The organism is Microbacterium phyllosphaerae (genome assembly GCF_050628115.1).
GTDB classification, from domain to species: domain Bacteria; phylum Actinomycetota; class Actinomycetes; order Actinomycetales; family Microbacteriaceae; genus Microbacterium; species Microbacterium phyllosphaerae_A.
The window spans coordinates 1,463,042-1,481,027 of sequence record NZ_CP192502.1; the positions used below are offsets into that span (position 1 = coordinate 1,463,042).

The window sequence follows — 17,986 nt, forward strand, 5'->3', positions numbered from 1 at the left end:
GGGAGGATGGGTTCATGTCCGTCAACCCGTACGACTCCCGGCCATGGCTCGATTCCTATGCGGAGGGTGTCCCCGCGGACATCGAGACCCCGTCTCAGACGCTGACCGAGATGATGGCGGCGAGCGTCCGGACGTTCGCCCGTCGACCGGCTCTCGAGTTCTTCGGCGCTGTCACGACCTACCGTGAGCTCGGCGATCAGATCCTGCGCGCCGCCGAGGGACTGCGACGTCTCGGCGTGCACAAGGGCGACCGAGTCGCGCTCGTCCTGCCCAACTGCCCGCAGCATGTCGTGGCCTTCTACGCGGCGCTCCGCCTGGGCGCGATCGTCGTGGAGCACAACCCGCTCTACACGGCCAGGGAGCTGCGGCACCAGTTCGAGGATCACGGTGCCAAGGTCGCGATCGTCTGGGACACGACCGTCGACACGATCGCGGACTTCCCCGCCGACCTGCGGGTCGAGCACATCGTGAGCGTCGATTTGACGGAGGCCATGCCCGCTTCACAGCGGTTCCTACTGCGGCTGCCCATCCCGAAGGCGCGGGCCTCTCGCGCCAAGCTGACCAGCACCCCGAAGGCGCGCAGGGCGCTGCCCTGGAAGAAGCTGGTCGACCACCGCGCGCTCTCCCGCCGCGTCGACGCCCCGACTCTCGACGACACCGCGCTGCTGCAGTACACGAGCGGCACGACGGGTGTCCCCAAGGGGGCGATCCTCACCCACGCGAATCTGCGGGCCAACGCGATGCAGGGTCAGGCCTGGGTGCCGGGGCTCGTCGCCGGCGAGGAGACGTTCTACGGTGTGCTGCCGCTGTTCCACGCCTACGGCATGACGCTGTGCCTGACGTTCGCCATGAGCATCGGCGCGAAGCTGGTGCTTTTCCCGACGTTCGACCTCGACCTCGTGACGAAGGCGGCGCGCACGAGTCCTGCGACCTTCCTCCCCGCCGTGCCGCCGATCTACGATCAGCTGGCACGGGCGGCATCGCGTGGCACGATCGACCTGTCGACGGTCAGATTCGCGATCTCGGGCGCGATGAGTCTGCCTGTGGCCACGGTCCAGCGCTGGGAGGAGGCGACCGGCGGCCTGCTCGTCGAGGGCTACGGCATGACCGAGAGCTCGCCCGTCGCGCTCGGCAATCCGATGGGGCGCAGTCGCCGCCCCGGAACCGTAGGCGTGCCGTTCCCGAGTACGGAGATCCGTGTGGTGGATCCGGCGGACACCGACACCGACGTACCGGTGGGCGAGCGGGGAGAGCTTCTCGTGCGCGGCCCACAGGTGTTCCAGGGATACTGGCGCCGGCCGGGCGAGACAGCCGACGTGCTGCTCGCCGACGGGTGGCTGCGCACGGGCGACATCGCCGAGGTGTCGGCAGACGGGTTCGTGACGATCGTCGACCGCCTGAAGGAGCTCATCATCACCGGCGGGTTCAACGTGTCGCCCAGCGAGGTGGAGGATGCGCTCCAGGCGCACCCGGACGTGCTCGCGGCCGCCGTGGTCGGTCTTCCGCGCTCGAGCGGCGGCGAAGAGGTCGCCGCTGCCGTGGTGCTCCGAGACGGCGCGACGCTCGACGCGGGCGCCCTGCGCGACTTCTGCCGCACGAGGCTCACGCCCTACAAGGTGCCCAAGCGCATCGTGGTGATGGACGATCTTCCGCGCTCGCTCATCGGCAAGGTGCTGCGTCGTCAGGTGCGCGATCGGATGCTGGCGGGCTGACGTCGCGGGTCAGCTGACCCTGGTTTTCTGAAATCGGTTACAGTGTGCCGATGGCCACGATCTACGATGTCGCCCGGCTCGCGGAGGTCTCGCCGGCCACCGTCTCCCGGGTGTTCAACGGCACCAGCGTCTCCGACGAGAAGGTCGCGGCGGTGCGCCGTGCCGCCGAGCAGCTGAGCTTCACGCCCAACCGCACGGCCCGCAATCTGCGTCGCCAGAGCTCCGAGGTCATCGCTCTCGTCATCCCGGACATCGAGAATCCGTATTTCACCGAGATGGCTCGCGGGGTCGAGGATGTCGCCTCCGAGGCCGGGTACTCCGTCGTGCTGTGCAACTCCGACGCGCAGGTCGAGAAGGAGTCGACGTACCTGCGGATCGCGATCGCCGAGCACATGTCGGGGATCATCATCGCCACAGCCGACGAGAGCTCCGACCTCGACAGCGTCCTCGCCACAGGTCGGCCGGTCGTGGCGGTCGACCGCAGCACCCCCTACGACATCGACGGCGTCGTGATGGCGAACAGGGCGGCAGGCGCTTCGGCCGCGAAGGACCTGCTCGATGCCGGATACCGGCGCATCGCCTACATCGGCGGGCCGGAGCACATCGACACGGCTGCCGAGAGAGCTGCCGGATGGCGCGAGGCGCTGAGCGCGGCGCATCCGGACCGCGACCTCGATGAGCTCGAGCGTTTCGCGACGTTCCGCGTCGACGGGGGACGCGCGGCGATGGAGGAGCTTCTCGCGCTCCCCGATCCGCCGGATGCCGTCGTGGCCGGGAACAACCTCATCGGAGTCGGTGCGATCCAGGTGCTGACGGAGCACGGGCTGACCCCACCGCAGGTCGGTGTCGCGGTGATCGGTTCGTTGCCCTTCACCACCCTGTCGCCTACGGCCGTGACCGTCGTGCGGCTGCCCGCTCGCCACATGGGAGTCACGGCGGCGCGGATGCTGCTGGAACGCATCGGCGGCGACCACCAGCCATCGCGCACGGTGGTACTGAGGAACGAGATCCAGCCGGCGAGCGTCGTCAGGGTCTGACGGTCGCGGACGGCGGCTCCCGCAGCTTCGCCTTGTGTCATGAAATCGATTTCGCGTACAGTGGCAGAACACGTGCGATCAAGGAGGACGCGAGTCATGACCTACACCCTGCCCACACCGGCATCCCGACCGGCGTCCACGCCGAAGACCGCGTATCTGATCGCCTCGGGCGACCTGCGCGAGGCGGCCAACACCGGCGGGTGGCCCGTGCAGGTCGAGCTCGAAGCGGGAGTCACCGGCGTCTTCCAGGATCTCGGCTGGACCGTCATCCGCGCCAACGGCGTCGACCCGGCGACCGGGCACGGCTTCATCTCGAGTCAGCGCATGGGTCTCGAGGTGTTCAAGAACATCCCCACGGATGCTCCGCTCATCGTCGCCGAGGCCGTGTGGCAGTACTCGCACCACGTGCTCGCGGGGCTGCGCACGCACGAGGGCCCGATCCTCACGGTCGCGAACTTCGCCGGCGACTGGCCAGGGCTCGTCGGCCTCCTCGGCCTGAACGCGGGCCTCACCAAGATGGACAAGCCCTACTCGTCGATCTGGTCGGTCGACTTCACGGACGACTGGTTCACCGCCGGCATCAAGGAATGGACCGAGACCGGGTCGATCACGCATGACGCCTCGCACGTGCGTCCGCTGCCCGCGCTGCCGGACAGCCCCGAGAAGCAGCTGGGAGAGGCGCTCGCCGCAGAGCTGCTCGCCGAGAAGGCCATCATCGGCGTCTTCGACGAGGGCTGCATGGGCATGTACAACGCGATCTTCGACGACGAGCTGCTGAACCGCACCGGAATCTACAAGGAGCGCCTCTCGCAGTCGGCGCTCTACGCAGAGATGCTCAACGTCACCGACGATGAGGCGGATGCCGCCTACGACTGGCTGATCGACGCCGGCATGACCTTCCGGTACGGCGAGGACGCCGAGACAGAGCTCACCCGCGAGCAGGTGCAGTGGCAGCTGAAGATGTACATCGCCGCCCTCCGCATCGCCGACGATTTCGGGCTCGACGCGGTCGGCATCCAGTACCAGCAGGGTCTGAAGGACCTCGTTCCGGCATCCGACCTCGCCGAGGGCATCCTGAACTCGACCGAGCGTCCGCCGGTGACCTCCCGCGACGGCTCGCGTGTGCTGCACGAGGGCCGCGCCTTCCCGCACTTCAACGAGGCCGACGAGGGCGTCGCGGTCGACGCGCTCGTCACCGACCGGGTGTGGCGCGCGATGGGCCTCGTGCCCGACAACACGCTGCACGACGTGCGCTGGGGCGAGGACTTCGACGGAGAGTTCGTCTGGGTCTACGAGATCTCGGGCTCGGTGCCCGCGTCGCACCTCGGCGGGTGGCAGAACGCCGAGGGATGGCGTCAGGGTCATGTCTTCTTCCCCGCAGGCGGCGCCACGATCAACGGCGTCTCGAAGCCGGGCGAGATCGTGCTGTCGCGCGTGTTCATCGCCGACGGCATCCTGCAGGCCGACATCTTCCGGGCCTCCGTCGTCGAGCTGCCCGCCGACGAGACGCAGCGTCGCAAGGACGCCACGAACCCCGAGTGGCCCATCGCCCACGTGGTGCTGCACGGCATCTCGCGCGACCAGTTCATGGCCCGTCACAAGGCCAACCACGCGCAGCTCGTCTATGCGCCGGATGCCGAGACGGCCGACAAGGCCCTGATCGCGAAGGCGGCGATGTTCGCAGGCATGGGGATCAAGGTCAACCTGGTCGGAGACGTCGCGATCTGAGCGAGGGGGCTGCGGGCTTCGGGCCTGCGGATCATTACAGTGAGGGGATGAGCCCGGCGAGACGCGTGACGATCACCGACATCGCGCGCCTTGCCGGGGTCTCGGCCGGGGCGGTCTCGTTCGCTCTGAACGGTCGCCCGGGGGTGAGCGCCGAGACTCGCGCCCGCATCCTCGAGGTCGCCGCGCAGCATGATTGGCTGCCGAGCTCGACGGCGCGCGCGCTGGCGGGTGCGCGTGCCGGGGTCATCGGATTCGCGGTGAACCGGCCCGCGCGCACGCTGGGCGCCGAAGCCTTCTTCACCGATCTCATGGCCGGCGTGCAGTCGGCTCTCGCGCCTCAGCGTCTCGCGCTGCAGACGGTGCTCGTGCCGTCGATCGACGACGAGATCGCGACCTATCGGCGCTGGCGCAGCTCGCACCAGGTCGACGGGGTGGTCGTGATCGACCCCCGCGACGATGATCCGCGGATGCCGGTGCTGCGCGATCTGGGCCTGCCCGCGGTGGTGATCGGCAGCGTCCGTTCCGAGCCCGACCATCCAGCGACTCTGCAGGTCGACGACCAGCGGGTCGCGCACTCGCTGTTCGACCACCTCGTCGGTCTCGGTCATCGCCGCATCGCCTACGTCTCGGGTCCGGCCGAACACCAGCACACCAGGTTGCGCTCCGAGACCTTGTCGGGGCTGGCCGCCGGGGGGATCGCCGGTGCGGTGATCCCGACCGACTCGTCACCGTCGGCGGCGTCCGCCGCACTCGTCCGGCTGCTCGCGAACGAGGCGCCGCCGAGTGCTGTCGTCTTCGACAGCGACGTGATGGCCATCGCGGGCCTCCGCGCCGCGCAGGAGCGCCGCATCACCGTGCCCTCCGCTCTGTCGATCGCGTCGTTCGACGATTCGACGGTGGCAGCCCTCGTGCATCCGTCGATCACGGCCATGACGAGAGACACCTTCGGACTCGGAGCGGATGCCGCGAACTTCCTGATCGAGCAGATCGCCGCTCCCGCGCCGCTCCCGGACCGCAGCGGTTCGGCGCCTGTGCTGACAGCGCGCGAGAGCACGGCGCAGGCGCACTGAGACCGCGCCCGCTACTCCGCCCGGTGCTCGACCACTGTGTTCTGCGACTCGTACGACCAGGGCTCGACGGTCGGACGGACGAGTTGGGTGATGCCGCGCGCTGCGACCGCCGACGGATCCGCGGCATCCTTCGAGGTGATGAACGCGGGGTCGGCTCCGGCCTCGCACGCATCGACCCAGGCCTGGAAGATCGAGCCGCCGGGGCTCATGGCGCCGCGACTGACGGGAGTCTCGGCCTCGTCGACCTCGACGACGATCCCGAGGGTGCGCGTCGGCATCTCGCGCCGTTCCCGCAGCTCGGGGATCAGCTCGGCGAACCGGCGTCCGATCGGCTTCGCCTCGCCGTTCTGGTCGACCAGGCCCAGCGTGTACTCGAGCTCGGGGAAGTCCGCGAGACTGCGGCTCACATCGTGCGAGCACCACCACGTGACACCCCAGAGGTCGTCGGTGCGCACGACCGAGCGCAGGGTGGCCTCGAGGAAGTCGGGGGTCTGCTCCGGCGTCAGGCAGTTCGACGGGGCGCCGACCTCCTGCAGCCAGATCGGCTTTCCCGGTTCCCGGGTGAAGGCGCGGGCGAGCTCGATCATGTACTCGGCGTGGCGGTCGGATGCGACGGAGCGGCCGCCGTACTTCTGCGCCGTGCCGTTGAAGATCCACGAGTGCACGGTCGTGATGTCGCCGAGGCGCGAGGCGAGCGCCGGGGTGAACCCGTGGCCGTCCATGTACCAGGCCGCGTCGTACTCGCTGTGCACGTGCTGTTGCCTCGGTGCCGAACTGTGCGCGGCATCGAGGAGCGTGGTGATCCAGTTCGCGGCCTCGGCCTCGGTGACCGGCCAGGGGGAGGGGTGGGTCCGTGCCGAGAACTGGTTCGTCTCGTTGCCGAGCGTGAAACCGAGGAAGTTGGCGGCGTCGCCCAACCGCTCGCCGAGACGTGTGACGAGCTCGGCCTGGCCGCTCAGGGCATCGGGGTGGGTGAACATGTTCTTGTCGTGCCACGTGAACAGCCATGACGGGATGAAGTCGAAGCTCGACAGATGCCCCTGGATCACGTCGACGCTCGCGTCGAGCCCGAACTCCGCGGCGACATCGACCACCGCGCGCACGTCGTCGACGGCCTCGGTGCGGATCAGGGTGCGGTTCGGCTGCAGCACCGTCCACAGCGGGAAGATCCGCAGGTGATCCAGGCCCAGCTCGGCGAGAGAGGCGAAGTCCCTGCGCACCTCGTCGAGGTCGAGCGACATCCACGCGTGCATCCACTGGGAGCGGGGTGTGTAGTTGGCGCCGAAGCGAAGAGGGGCGTCAGAGGAGGGCATCGCTGTCCTTTCGGGGTCGGTGCACAGACTCTAACGCGGTTCGGCTCTCGCAGCTATACCGCTTTAGTAAAATAGGCTGAGAAACCCCGGCTTCGATGGAGAACACCGCATGCATGATGGAACCTCGCTCACCGTAGGCCGTGTCAGGCGGGTGCTCGACGAGCGCATCCGTCCGGCGATCCACTCGGCATCCGTGCCGCTGGAGGTCGAGGCCAACGAGCTGCCGGGGGAGCCGATCAGCCCGACCGCCGGGCTCGCGCTCGACTTCGCGCCCGCGTGCGTCCCGAGCGCGTGGGGTCCGGCCTGGTCGACCACGTGGTTCCGGCTCTCGGGCCGCGTCCCCGCAGAGTGGGCGGGCCGCCGCGTCGAGGCTCTGATCGACCTCGGCTTCAGCGATCACATGCCCGGCTTCCAATGCGAGGCGCTCGCCTACCGCCCCGACGGCACGCCGATCAAGAGCATCAACCCGCGCAACCAGTGGATCGCCATCGCGGATGCTGCCACAGGCGACGAGGCCGTCGTCATCTACCTCGAGGCCGCCGCCAACCCGCTGATCCTCGACTTCCCGTCGTTTGCGCCGACGCAGGAGGGCGACACCCGCACCTCGTCGCGTGACCCGCTGTATCGCCTCCGACGCCTCGACCTCGCGCTGTTCGAGGCCGAGGTGTACGAGCTGTCCCTCGACCTCGAGGTGCTGTTCGAGCTGCAGGCCGAGCTGCCCGAGACCTCTCCTCGTCGCATGCGCATCCTGCAGGCGATGGACGACGCTCTCGACGTGCTCGATCTGCAGCACATCGCGGCGACGGCATCGGATGCCCGTGCCGTGCTCGCTCCGGCTCTCGCCGCACCGGCCGAGGCCAGCGCGCACCGCGTCTCGGCCGTCGGGCACGCGCACATCGACTCGGCCTGGCTGTGGCCGCTGCGCGAGACGATCCGCAAGGTCGCCCGCACGACGTCGTCGATGACGACGCTCATCGACGAGCAGCCCGACTTCGTCTACGGCATGTCCAGCGCGCAGCAGTACGCGTGGCTCAAGGAGCACCGCCCCGAGGTGTGGGAGCGCGTCAAGGCCGCCGTGGCCGACGGGCGCTTCCTGCCGCTCGGCGGCATGTGGGTCGAATCCGACACCGTGATGCCGTCGGGTGAATCGCTCGTGCGGCAGTTCTCATACGGTCAGCGGTTCTTCGAGCGCGAGTTCGGCATCCGCTCGAAGGGCGTCTGGTTGCCCGACAGCTTCGGCTACTCGCCAGCCCTGCCGCAGCTCATGCGCCGCGCGGGATTCGAGTGGTTCTTCACGCAGAAGATCTCGTGGAATCAGCAGAACGTGTTCCCGCACCACAGCTTCCTGTGGGAGGGGATCGACGGCTCCCGCGTCTTCACGCACTTCCCCTCGATGGACACCTACAACTCTCAGCTCAGCGGAGAGGAGCTCGCGAAGGCCTCGAGGCAGTTCAAGGAGAATCGCGTCAGCTCGCGGTCGATCGCCCCGGTCGGCTACGGCGACGGCGGTGGCGGCACCACCCGCGAGATGACCGGCAAGGCGAAGCGGCTGCAGAACCTCGAGGGCAGTGCGCGTGTCTCGTGGGAGCATCCCGATGACTTCTTCGAGGCTGCTCGCGCCGAGATCCCGAATCCGGCCGTCTGGGTAGGCGAGCTGTACCTCGAACTGCACCGTGGAACCCTGACCAGCCAGCACGCCACGAAGGCGCTGCACCGCTGGTCGGAGCACGCCCTCGTCGAGGCGGAGCTGTGGGCGGCGACGGATGCTGTGCGCACCGGCGCCGCGTACCCGAAAGCCGAGTTCGACCGCCTGTGGGAGACCGTGCTGCTGCACGAGTTCCACGACATCCTGCCCGGCACGTCCATAGCGTGGGTGCATCGTGAAGCCGTCGAGGTGCTCTCGGGTGTGCTCTCGGAGGCGCAGGATCTCGCCGCCGCCGCCCGTCGGTCGCTCGCCGGTGAGGGCGAGCACGAGCTGCGGTTCGTGCCGACCTCGGTCGGCGGGGGTCGCGCTCTCGGCGCCGCATTCGCCCCGGCCCCCGCCCCGGCATCCGTCCTGCTCTCGGGCGAGAACGGCGGATGGCGCCTCGAGAACGAGCTCGTCTCGGTGCTGGTGTCTGCGGAAGGCCTGATCGTCTCGGCGGTCGACAAGGCATCCGGTCGCGAGGCCGTGGCCGAGGGACGCGCGGCGAACCTGTTCCAGCTGCACCAGGACTTCCCCAACATGTGGGACGCGTGGGACATCGACAAGTACTACCGCAACAGTGTCGAGGATCTCACCGGGGTCACGGCGATGTCGGCATCCGTCGTCGATGGCACGGCCAGCGTCGTGGTGACCCGGGCGTTCTCGGAATCGACGGTCGAGCAGACCATCGTCCTCGCTCCTGGCTCCCGCACGGTTGCGCTGCGCTGCGATATCGACTGGCACGAGACCGAGAAGCTGCTCAAGCTCGCGTTCCCGCTCGACATCCAGGCCGCGCACACCGAGGCCGAGACGCAGTTCGGCTACCAGTCGCGCGTGACGCACACGAACACGAGCTGGGAGGCGGCGAAGTTCGAGACCTCGATGCATCGGTTCGTGCTGGTGCGCGAACAGGACTTCGGCGTCGCCCTCGTGAACGACTCGATCTACGGATACGACACGTCACGCGAGGTGTCGGATGCCGCGGTCGCCACGACTGTGCGACTGTCGCTGCTGCGGGCGCCGCGGTTCCCCGACCCCGATACCGATCACGGTCACCACACGATCGAGGTGGGCTTCGTGATCGGAGCGGATGCCGCCACCGCCACGGCCGAGGGGATCACGCTCAACAGCCCCGCGACGCTCGTGCGCGGCGCCCGCGAGGTCGACGCGCTCGTCGCGGTGGAGGGCGAGGGCATCGTCGTGTCGGGGGTGAAGCTCGCGGATGACGGCTCGGGCGATGTGATCGTGCGGGTCTACGAGGCGCTCGGGCGGCGCGCGGCGGGCTCGGTGGTCGCAGACTTCGACCACCGTGAGATCCGCGAGGTGTCGCTGATCGAGGATGCACTCGACGATGCGCGCGTGGGCGGCGAGCTGCGACTGCGACCGTTCGAGGTGCGGACGCTGCGCATCGTCCGCTGACGGCTCGGGATCACCGGGTGTTCGCTGCGCGGAACGCCTCGTAGTCGGCGAGAGAGACGTCGGCATACGCCCGCGCCCAGGCGAGCAGCGCGGTGCCGATCGCTCTGCCGCCGCCGATGTAGCCGGCGACCTCGGCTGCCGTGACCGATTGGCTGTGCGCTCGGGCGATGACGGCAGCACACGCCTGCGCATATGTGATGAAGGGCCCGTCGTCGAGCTCCTCGACCTCGACGCTCCCCTTCATGTCGTGGAACTGGCGCACGTAGAAGTCGGACGTGGGGCTGCGCAGATGGCCGAGGAACGGATCGGAGAGCGCCTGCAGGATCCGCTGCATCGCCACCACGCGCGCGCCCTCGCCATGGGATTCGATCCGCGCGCCCAAGGACTCGGGCTGGGGGATCCGTCCGTACTCCACGAGCACGCTCTGCGACGCCTGCTTCGGCTGCATCAGGAGGGTGCCGTGCTCGCCGTCCTGGAACAGCACGAGATAGCACCGGGTCCCGACGCTGCCGACCCCGACCACTCGTCGCGCCACATCGCCGACCGTGTAGTGCTCGAACAGCAGCGCCACGTCGGGGCTCGCCGTCGCCCGATACTGCGCGACGAGGTCGTGCACCAGCAAGAGCAGGTCAGCATCGATCGGCGTGGTCGTCGGCTCCTGCGGCAGGAAGCGGCGTCGCCCGGCGGCATCCTCCTCGGTGAGCCGTCTCACCGCACGATCGCCCGTGCGTCGCTGTGCTTGAGTGACGGCGCTGCGGATCGCTCTGCGCGAGGTCTTGTCGAGCATGCTGCGGCTGGATTCGACGTCGAAGTGCGTGAAGTAGCGGTCGCGAGGACTGAGCGCCGAGATGCGCCGCATCCCGCGCGCATACGAGTCGACCGCCGCGAGCACCGCCCGGTCGATCACCGCATCCGCGCGTCCGGTCGCCTGCCCGCCGACCACGATGCTGGCGACGAGCCGTTTGACATCCCATTCCCAGGGCGCCCAGGCGGCCTCATCGAAATCGTTGAGGTCGAACATCAGGCTGCGCTGCGGTGAGGCGTAGAAGCCGAAGTTCGACACGTGTGCGTCACCGCAGGAGGCGACGAGGATGCCGCTGTGCGGCGCATCGGCCAGGTCCGCCGCCATGAGGGCGGCCGTCCCGCGGTAGAAGGCGAAAGGGCTCGCCGACATCCGCTCGGTGCGCAACGGCACGAGCTCGGGGATGCGGGCGCGGTTCTGCGCGTCGAGGATGCCGAGAGGGTCGCGCGTCCCGCCGACGAGCGTGGCGAGTGCGCGGCGCGGCGTCCGCTTACGCGCCGTCTCGCCGCGGGCGAGCAGGTCTGCAGGGGAAGGTGGCGCGGACCACTCGGTGCTCATTCGGCCATTGTGGCAGTCGCTGTGCGGGAGGACGATAGGCAGATGGTCACCCTTGACGATGTGCGTGAGATCGCGCTCGCGCTCCCTGGCGTGACCGAGCGCCCGGGAGGGCACACGGGGGAGCCGTCATGGCGCCTGCCGAGCGGGCAGATCGCATGGATCCGCGGGCCGAGCAAGGTGGATCTCCGCCAGCTCGCCGACCTCGGACTCGAGTGGCCCGAGGGCCCGGTGCTCGGTGTGCGGGTGGCGAGCCTCGAGGAGAAGGCGGCGCTGCTCGCGGCGGAGCCTGACGGGCTGTTCTCCATCCCTCACTTCGACGGGTACCCGGGGCTGCTGGTGCAGCTCGACACCGTCGAGAAGGACCGCCTCGCCGAGATCATCGCGGATGCGTGGCTCGTGCGCGCGCCGGTGCTCGTCGCGAAGCAGTGGCTCGCGGAGCGCGGGCTGGACTGATCCGAGTCGGTTCGAGTCTCTGTCAGTGGCGCAGTGCGCCTGTGACGGTCTGCATGGCGGTGATGCCGTCTGTCAGGGAGTGCCGGTGATCAGGGTGGTCGCGGAAGAAGGCGAGGACAGCCACGACCGCAGCGGGATCCGAGCCGAGACGATGCGCGTCGACGATCGCGGGCGTCCGGCCCGCGACCGAGATCGTCAGCTTCGGACCGTGCGGTCCGACGACGTCGACGGCACCGATCTCCGCCCACGACGCCTCGATCGGCGCCGAGCCCCGCACACCGTGCGGGCCACGTTCGTCGACGACCAGACCGAGTGGGGTGCGCAGGGCAACGAGCTCCCGCCCGAGCCCGACGAGGGAGACGAGACCGAGGACGTAGGGTCCCCATTCGAGGAGGCGGCCGCCCATCGTCGGGAGGCCGAGGGCCTGGACGAGCAGGTTCGTGATCGCGGGGAGCATCCCGAGCGCGGGAACGAGCCAGAGCGCCACACGGACACGGAGAGGGGTGTGAAGCGCAGCGGACCGGTCGTCGCGATCCGGACGAGGCGTTCGCGCAGTGATCGCGCCCAGATCGAGAGGGCGACGGCCAGCGTCCCCGCGTAGAGCGCGAGCGACAGCATGACGAGCCGGAAGCCCGACCGATCGTCGACGATCGCGAGCAGCAGGGGCACGAGCGCGAGGAGGCCGAGGATCATCAGTGCCGCGATCGGAAGGCGGATGCTCGGATGCACGGACCGCGAGCCGTCGACGATGTGGGGGGATCCGGCGGCCGTCTTGGTCAACACCGGATCAGGGTACCGGCTCAGCCCTCTGTGAGGAACGGTCGTGCGGCGTCGAGGAAGGCGCGTGGCTCGTCGGCCCAGAGCCGGATGCGGTCGACCCGGTGTGTTCCGCCCTTCGGCGCGAGGCCGGGGAGCCGGATCGAGGTCGCCCGTTCGAGCTCGATCTCGATGTTCGTCTCGTCCTGCATCCGCTCGGCGTACTCCGAGCCGGTGATACGCGGCTGTTTGGGTTCATCGACACGGCGGACGATCGCGATCGACGCGATGTCGGCCCACCTGACGGGTACATCGACTTCGAGTCCGCTGCGCACGCGGATGCCGTCGGGGCCGACGGAGTGCGGGCGCATGAGCATGGCGCAGAGCAGCCCCGCCATCCAGGTGACTCCCCAGATGCCCAGGATCAGCAGAGGGATGCGCACGGCCGGCCAGGGATGCACGATCAGGTCGAGGATCGGGATCTCGACGGCGGAGAGGCCGATGAAGATGAACAGCACGGTGAGCACAGGGCGGTGATAGCCGATGCCGGTGCCGCCCCTGGGGATGGCCGGACGACGGGCGATCGCCCGCGCGATGCTCGAGTAGACGCGGAGCTCGGCGATCCACGCGCGATGGAGGAAGTCGAGCACCCGCGCGAGCGGCGTCGGGGTGGTGTCGTCGCGCAGCTGCTCGGTCATGGGGTGCGGCCCTGTGTGGGTGTGGGTGTGGTTGCCGCGGCGGGTGCGGGTGCGGCGCAAGACACAGGTGCGGCGGCGGACGCAGGTGCGGATGCCGCGGTGGTCACGAGGGATTCGAGATGGGCTGCGACTGCGGTCAGGCCGCGCACGACCGCAGCGCGGTCGTCGGGGGCGATCGCGTTCAGCAGCGTCTCGTTGAGGTGGGTGTGCTCCGCCTGCATCTGGGCCATGGTCTCGACGGCGGTCGGCGTGAGTTCGACGAGCACGGCACGGCGGTCGGAGGGATGCGGGGTGCGACGGACGTGACCGGAGTGCTCGAGCGCATCGACGAGAGCGGTGATGTTGCGAGGAGTCACCTCGCAGAGGGTGGCGAGGGACTGCTGGGTCGACGGACCCGCGTGCTGCAGAACCCAGAGAAGGTGCACGCGGGTGGGGGTGAGGTCGGTGCCGGCGAAAGCTCGAGCCATGTCTCTCTGGAACAGATCGGCGATCTGGAGGAGGCGGTCGACGAAGAGGGGTTCCATAGTGGTTACCCTACTACATTGTTACCTATATGCACTATGTGTGCTCTCGGCTGTGTGCGCCTCGTCGGTGTGTCATTCTGGGAGATCGGAATACGACTCTGATCTGGGGTAAAACGGGATGGTTTCGGGTCTTGAATGTCGGTGGTCCCGTGTTGACTCAGGGGTATGAACAGCACCGCGGAGCTTCTGGATCGGGTCATCGCCGACCTCGACACGATGCTGTCCGATGCTGCGTTGGCCGGGTTGACGGACGCGGATCGGATCATGGTGCTGCAGGGTGCGGGGGCGGTGTTCCGGCGTGCGGAGGCGGTGATCGTGGAGACCATCGCGACGGGTGATCCCGGTGACTTCCCGCATTCGGCGGGGTGTCGGGGGCTGAATGAGTTGTTGCAGCGGACGGTGCGGGTGGATGTGCGGGGTGCGTCCCGGGTCGACAGGGTCGTCGACCTCGTGCGGCGCCCGGTGAGTCTGGCGGGGGAGCGGATGCCGGCCCGGTGGTCGGAGTTGCGGCTCGCGCTGCTGGACGGGGTGGTCGGGGTTGCGGGTTTCCTTGCGGCGACGGGTCCGATCGAGAAGGTGTGGGATCGGCTCACGGTCGATCAGCGGTTGGCGGCGGATGTCGCGTTGGCGGGGTGCGCCCGCGGGCACGGTGTCGATATGGGCGTCGAGGATGATCCGGACGCTGACCCGGACGTCGACCCGGGTGACGAGGGGGAAGCTGGGCCCGCGCCGACGGCGCAGGACTTGAAGGCTCTTGCGGAGGATCTCGCGTCGATGTTCGACCCGGACGGCGAAGAACCCAAGGATGATGCCTCCCGACGTCGGCGGGGCATCACGATCGGTCGGTTGAAGGATGGCGTGCATGCGATCCGCGGGTATCTGACCCCGGACGTCGCGGCGCAGTTGCAGGTGATCATCGACGCGATCCTCAACCCGAAGGGCGACGGACCGCCAATGCCCGGCGTGCACTTCGCACCCAGCGACAGCACCGATGCCGACACCGGCACCGACGTCGATGCGGATGCGGACTCTGGCGCTGCCTCTGGCGCTGCCTCTGGCTCTGGCGCTGCCTCTGGTATCGACGTCGATGCGGATTCTGGCGCAGACGGGGACGACGCGGACCCGTTCAACTCAGACCCGCGGTGTGTGCTCGATGACCGCACCGCGGCGCAGAAGCGCCACGACGCGCTCGCGATGGTGCTCGCGATCGCTGCCCGTCACCGGGACATGCCCACGCTCGGAGGTGCGGGTCCGGTACTGGTCGTGAACGTCGACGCGAAAGACCTCGCCGGCGAAACGGGCGGCAATGGCGGGTGGGCGACGATCCCCGGATCCGGTGCCCACCTCCCCGTCTCCGTCGCCGCGCACATCGGATGCGCCGGCACGATTCAACGGGTGTTGTTCGATGAGGGGCGGATCATCGGCATCACCACCACCGACCGCATCTTCACCGTGCATCAACGCCGCGCGATCGTCGCCCGCGACAAGGAATGCCTGATCCCCGGATGCCACGTCCCCGCATCGTGGTGCGAGATCCACCACGTCACCGAACATGCCAGGGGCGGTCCGACCCATACCGACAACGGGGTGCCGTTGTGCTGGTGGCACCACCGATCCCTCGGAACGTCCGGGTGGGAGATCCGGATGGACGAGGGTCTCCCGCAGGTGCGAGGCCCGCGGTGGTGGGACCCCGAGCAACGATGGCGCACCCCACGACTCAGCCTCCCTCGACTCAGCCTCCCACGACTGAGCGTTCCAGCGCGGGCTAAAGCGCAAGCGAACGCGCACGGTGCCCCGATGCGGGTCTGACCCGACGGCGTCAACAGGAGTAGAACAGGATCATGAGCACAGACGTCACAGGCATCGGCGGTCTCTTCTTCCGCAGCAGAGACCCGGAAGCTCGTGCCGCCTGGTACCGAGAGCACCTGGGAATCGGCGCGGGGCACGACGGCATCTGGCAGCAGGAGGCGGGCATGACCGTGTTCGCGCCGTTTGCGGCCGACAGCGACTACTTCGCCGCCGACCAGCAGTTCATGCTCAACCTTCGAGTGTCGGACATCGAAGAACTCGCCACTCGGCTGGACGCCTCAGGGATTCCGGTCGAGCGCCGCGACGAGTGGAACACCGCCGAATACGGCATCTTCGCCCGCATCCACGACCCCGAAGGTCTTGCGATCGAACTCTGGCAACCGCCGACCGGGCAGTAGAACCGCGCTCAGGCAGAACCGAGGTCAGGCAGAACCGCGGTCAGGAGAACCGCGCTCAGTAGATCCGCGCTCAGTAGATCCGCGCTCACGCAGGTCCGAGGCGCAGCACCTCGGGCGACTCGCCGCCGGTCAGCTCGTCGGCGATACGGATGCTGCGGGCCAGGTCGTCGAGCGCGCCGTCGAGCGTGCCGAATCGCTCGCGTTCGCTGCAGACCGCGGTCAGCGTCACCAGATGGGTGCCGGTGTCCCACGTGTAGGTCGCGAACGGAGGGCTCGCGGGCGACGGCGGCATCGCCACCACGAGCTTCTCGCCCGCACCCAGCCACCGGCTCGAGAACGACACCGTGTCGTCGTAATCCATCGGCATGGACGCGCGAGCGATGCGCACCTCGGGGGTGAGCGCCTGCACGGTGGCCATAGCGACGACGAGCTCCGGGTCGGCCTTCCACGTCCACACGAGCACGCGACCGTCGGCTCTGCGCATCAGCAAGGGAGCCGCCTGACTCATCGCCCATGCACCGAACCGGGAACCCGGCCGTTCCGTGACGCCGATCGCCGAGTTCACCTGGCCCAGCAGCATCCGGATGGCGGCCTTGCGGTGCCGCCGGCCCTTCCAGCCGAGCGAGTCCGTGACGGGGATCCACTGCTGGGGGTCGGCGTCGGCTGTCAGTCGCATGCCTCCACGCTAGGGGGTGAGGCTGAGGGATGCCGGTATGCCTCGGCGGCTCGATCAGTGCCCTCGGGTAGAGTGGCCAGCGCCCGATCGGGCTCTTTGACCGCCGTACCGTAAGGCAGAATGTCCTCCTCTACCTCCGATCCGACGAGTGCTCCCGACGTCGCCCCCGACCCCGGGCAGCGTCCCCTGCGCATCCTGATCGGATGCGACACCTTCGCGCCCGACATCAACGGTGCCGCCCGCTTCGCGGAGCGCCTCGCGGCGGGTCTCGTGCAGCGGGGTGAAGACGTCCACGTCGTCGCGCCGAACGTGGCCTACCGCCGCACGCCCGCGCAGACCGAGGTGATCGAGGGCGAGCCGATGACGATGCACCGGCTTCCGTCGGTGCGCTGGGCACCCCATGACTGGCTGCGCTTCGTCTGGCCGTGGCGTGTGAAGCACTACGCCCGCAAGATCTTCGACAGCGTGCAGCCCGACGTGGTGCACATCCAGTCGCACATCGTGATCGGCCGCGGCCTCGCCCGCATCGCGCACGAGCGCGGCATCCCCGTGATCGCCACGAACCACGTGATGGCCGAGAACATCCTCGACCACACCACCATGCCCAAATGGGTCGACGATCTCGTGCTGCGCTGGGCCTGGGGCGATGCGAAGCGCACGTTCGCCCTGACGCGCGCTATCACCACGCCGACGCGTCGCGCCGCCGACTTCCTCGAGCGCACCGTCGCCGTCGAGAACGTGATCCCCGTCAGCTGCGGCATCGACCGTACCCAGTACACGCCGGTGATCGCGCCTCGTGAGAAGAACCGCATCATCTTCGTCGGACGCCTGACCGCCGAGAAGCAGGTCGAGGTCATCCTCGAAGCCATGACGAAGCTCGACCCGGCCCTCGAGACGACCTTCGACATCGTCGGCGGCGGCGACCAGCGCAAGCAGCTCGAGAGCCTCACGGTCCAGCTGGGCCTCGCCGACCGGGTGACCTTCCACGGACGCACGACCGACGAGGACCTGCGGGCGCTGCTGTCGCGGGCATCCGTCTTCACGATCGCGTCGATCGCCGAGCTGCAGTCGATCGCGACCATGGAGGCCATGGCGTCTGCGCTGCCGATCGTCGCAGCGGATGCCGTCGCCCTGCCGCACCTCGTGCACGACGGCGAGAACGGCTACCTGTTCGAGCCCGGCAACGCCGATGCCCTCGCCGCGCGACTGACCGACGTGCTCACCGCATCGCCGGGAGAGTATGCGCGGATGCAGCAGGCATCGCTCGACGGCGTCGCGATCCACGACATCAACCGCACGCTCGATACGTTCGAGGCGCTGTACCGCGACGAGCCGCTGCCCGAGTGACG

15 protein-coding genes are annotated in these 17,986 nt (G+C 68.8%); 9 read left to right on the top strand and 6 right to left on the bottom strand.

Annotated features, from left to right (window positions below; all coding sequences use genetic code 11):
- Positions 1–14: 14 nt before the first annotated feature.
- The 4 genes from ACQ4LY_RS06805 to ACQ4LY_RS06820 all read left to right on the top strand — a co-directional run bounded on the left by ACQ4LY_RS06805 (position 15) and on the right by ACQ4LY_RS06820 (position 5,547).
- Positions 15–1,712 (top strand): long-chain-fatty-acid--CoA ligase, encoded by a 1,698-nt coding sequence (locus tag ACQ4LY_RS06805; protein ID WP_431075256.1) that lies wholly within the window; start codon positions 15–17, stop codon positions 1,710–1,712.
- A gap of 50 nt (positions 1,713–1,762) precedes the next feature.
- Positions 1,763–2,749 (top strand): LacI family DNA-binding transcriptional regulator, encoded by a 987-nt coding sequence (locus ACQ4LY_RS06810; protein WP_431075257.1) that lies wholly within the window; start codon positions 1,763–1,765, stop codon positions 2,747–2,749.
- Between the two features lie 96 nt (positions 2,750–2,845).
- Positions 2,846–4,477 carry a fucose isomerase gene (locus ACQ4LY_RS06815; protein ID WP_431075258.1) on the top strand — a complete coding sequence of 544 codons (1,632 nt, stop codon included), beginning with the start codon at positions 2,846–2,848 and terminating at the stop codon, positions 4,475–4,477.
- Between the two features lie 47 nt (positions 4,478–4,524).
- On the top strand, positions 4,525–5,547 hold the full coding sequence (locus ACQ4LY_RS06820) for a LacI family DNA-binding transcriptional regulator (RefSeq protein ID WP_431075259.1): 1,023 nt from the start codon (positions 4,525–4,527) through the stop codon (positions 5,545–5,547).
- A gap of 11 nt (positions 5,548–5,558) precedes the next feature.
- Here ACQ4LY_RS06820 and ACQ4LY_RS06825 read toward each other — a convergent pair whose 3' ends face one another.
- Positions 5,559–6,860, bottom strand: a complete 1,302-nt coding sequence (locus ACQ4LY_RS06825; protein ID WP_431075260.1) for a glycoside hydrolase 5 family protein — start codon at positions 6,858–6,860, stop codon at positions 5,559–5,561.
- Positions 6,861–6,969: 109 nt separating this feature from the next.
- On the opposite strand from ACQ4LY_RS06825, the gene ACQ4LY_RS06830 reads away from it, so the two are divergent.
- Positions 6,970–9,963 carry an alpha-mannosidase gene (locus ACQ4LY_RS06830; RefSeq protein WP_431075261.1) on the top strand — a complete coding sequence of 998 codons (2,994 nt, stop codon included), beginning with the start codon at positions 6,970–6,972 and terminating at the stop codon, positions 9,961–9,963.
- A 10-nt stretch (positions 9,964–9,973) separates the two neighbouring features.
- Here ACQ4LY_RS06830 and ACQ4LY_RS06835 read toward each other — a convergent pair whose 3' ends face one another.
- Positions 9,974–11,323 (bottom strand): DUF2252 domain-containing protein, encoded by a 1,350-nt coding sequence (locus ACQ4LY_RS06835; RefSeq protein ID WP_431075262.1) that lies wholly within the window; start codon positions 11,321–11,323, stop codon positions 9,974–9,976.
- Between the two features lie 42 nt (positions 11,324–11,365).
- On the opposite strand from ACQ4LY_RS06835, the gene ACQ4LY_RS06840 reads away from it, so the two are divergent.
- Complete coding sequence (locus ACQ4LY_RS06840) at positions 11,366–11,776, top strand: MmcQ/YjbR family DNA-binding protein (protein WP_431075263.1); 411 nt, start codon at positions 11,366–11,368, stop codon at positions 11,774–11,776.
- 22 nt (positions 11,777–11,798) lie between these two features.
- On the opposite strand, the gene ACQ4LY_RS06845 is transcribed toward ACQ4LY_RS06840, so the two are convergent.
- The 3 genes from ACQ4LY_RS06845 to ACQ4LY_RS06855 all read right to left on the bottom strand — a co-directional run bounded on the left by ACQ4LY_RS06845 (position 11,799) and on the right by ACQ4LY_RS06855 (position 13,754).
- On the bottom strand, positions 11,799–12,263 hold the full coding sequence (locus tag ACQ4LY_RS06845; protein WP_431075264.1) for a hypothetical protein: 465 nt from the start codon (positions 12,261–12,263) through the stop codon (positions 11,799–11,801).
- A gap of 313 nt (positions 12,264–12,576) precedes the next feature.
- Positions 12,577–13,230: a hypothetical protein gene (locus ACQ4LY_RS06850; protein ID WP_431075265.1), complete on the bottom strand. Its 654-nt coding sequence runs from the start codon at positions 13,228–13,230 to the stop codon at positions 12,577–12,579.
- Positions 13,227–13,754, bottom strand: coding sequence for a MarR family winged helix-turn-helix transcriptional regulator (locus tag ACQ4LY_RS06855; RefSeq protein ID WP_431075266.1), 528 nt, complete (start codon positions 13,752–13,754; stop codon positions 13,227–13,229). Before ACQ4LY_RS06855 ends, ACQ4LY_RS06850 begins: the two co-directional genes overlap by 4 nt.
- A gap of 165 nt (positions 13,755–13,919) precedes the next feature.
- Here ACQ4LY_RS06855 and ACQ4LY_RS06860 point away from each other — a divergent pair, with 165 nt between their 5' ends.
- Complete coding sequence (locus ACQ4LY_RS06860; RefSeq protein WP_431075267.1) at positions 13,920–15,563, top strand: DUF222 domain-containing protein; 1,644 nt, start codon at positions 13,920–13,922, stop codon at positions 15,561–15,563.
- Positions 15,564–15,595: 32 nt separating this feature from the next.
- The gene (locus ACQ4LY_RS06865; RefSeq protein ID WP_431075268.1) at positions 15,596–15,961 is read left to right on the top strand and encodes a VOC family protein; all 366 of its coding nucleotides are present in this window, start codon (positions 15,596–15,598) and stop codon (positions 15,959–15,961) included.
- An 85-nt stretch (positions 15,962–16,046) separates the two neighbouring features.
- Here the strand turns inward: ACQ4LY_RS06865 and ACQ4LY_RS06870 are convergent, their stop codons facing one another.
- Positions 16,047–16,637 (bottom strand): hypothetical protein, encoded by a 591-nt coding sequence (locus ACQ4LY_RS06870; RefSeq protein WP_431075269.1) that lies wholly within the window; start codon positions 16,635–16,637, stop codon positions 16,047–16,049.
- A 120-nt stretch (positions 16,638–16,757) separates the two neighbouring features.
- On the opposite strand from ACQ4LY_RS06870, the gene ACQ4LY_RS06875 reads away from it, so the two are divergent.
- Positions 16,758–17,984, top strand: coding sequence for a glycosyltransferase (locus tag ACQ4LY_RS06875; RefSeq protein ID WP_431075270.1), 1,227 nt, complete (start codon positions 16,758–16,760; stop codon positions 17,982–17,984).
- The last annotated feature ends 2 nt before the right edge of the window (positions 17,985–17,986 follow it).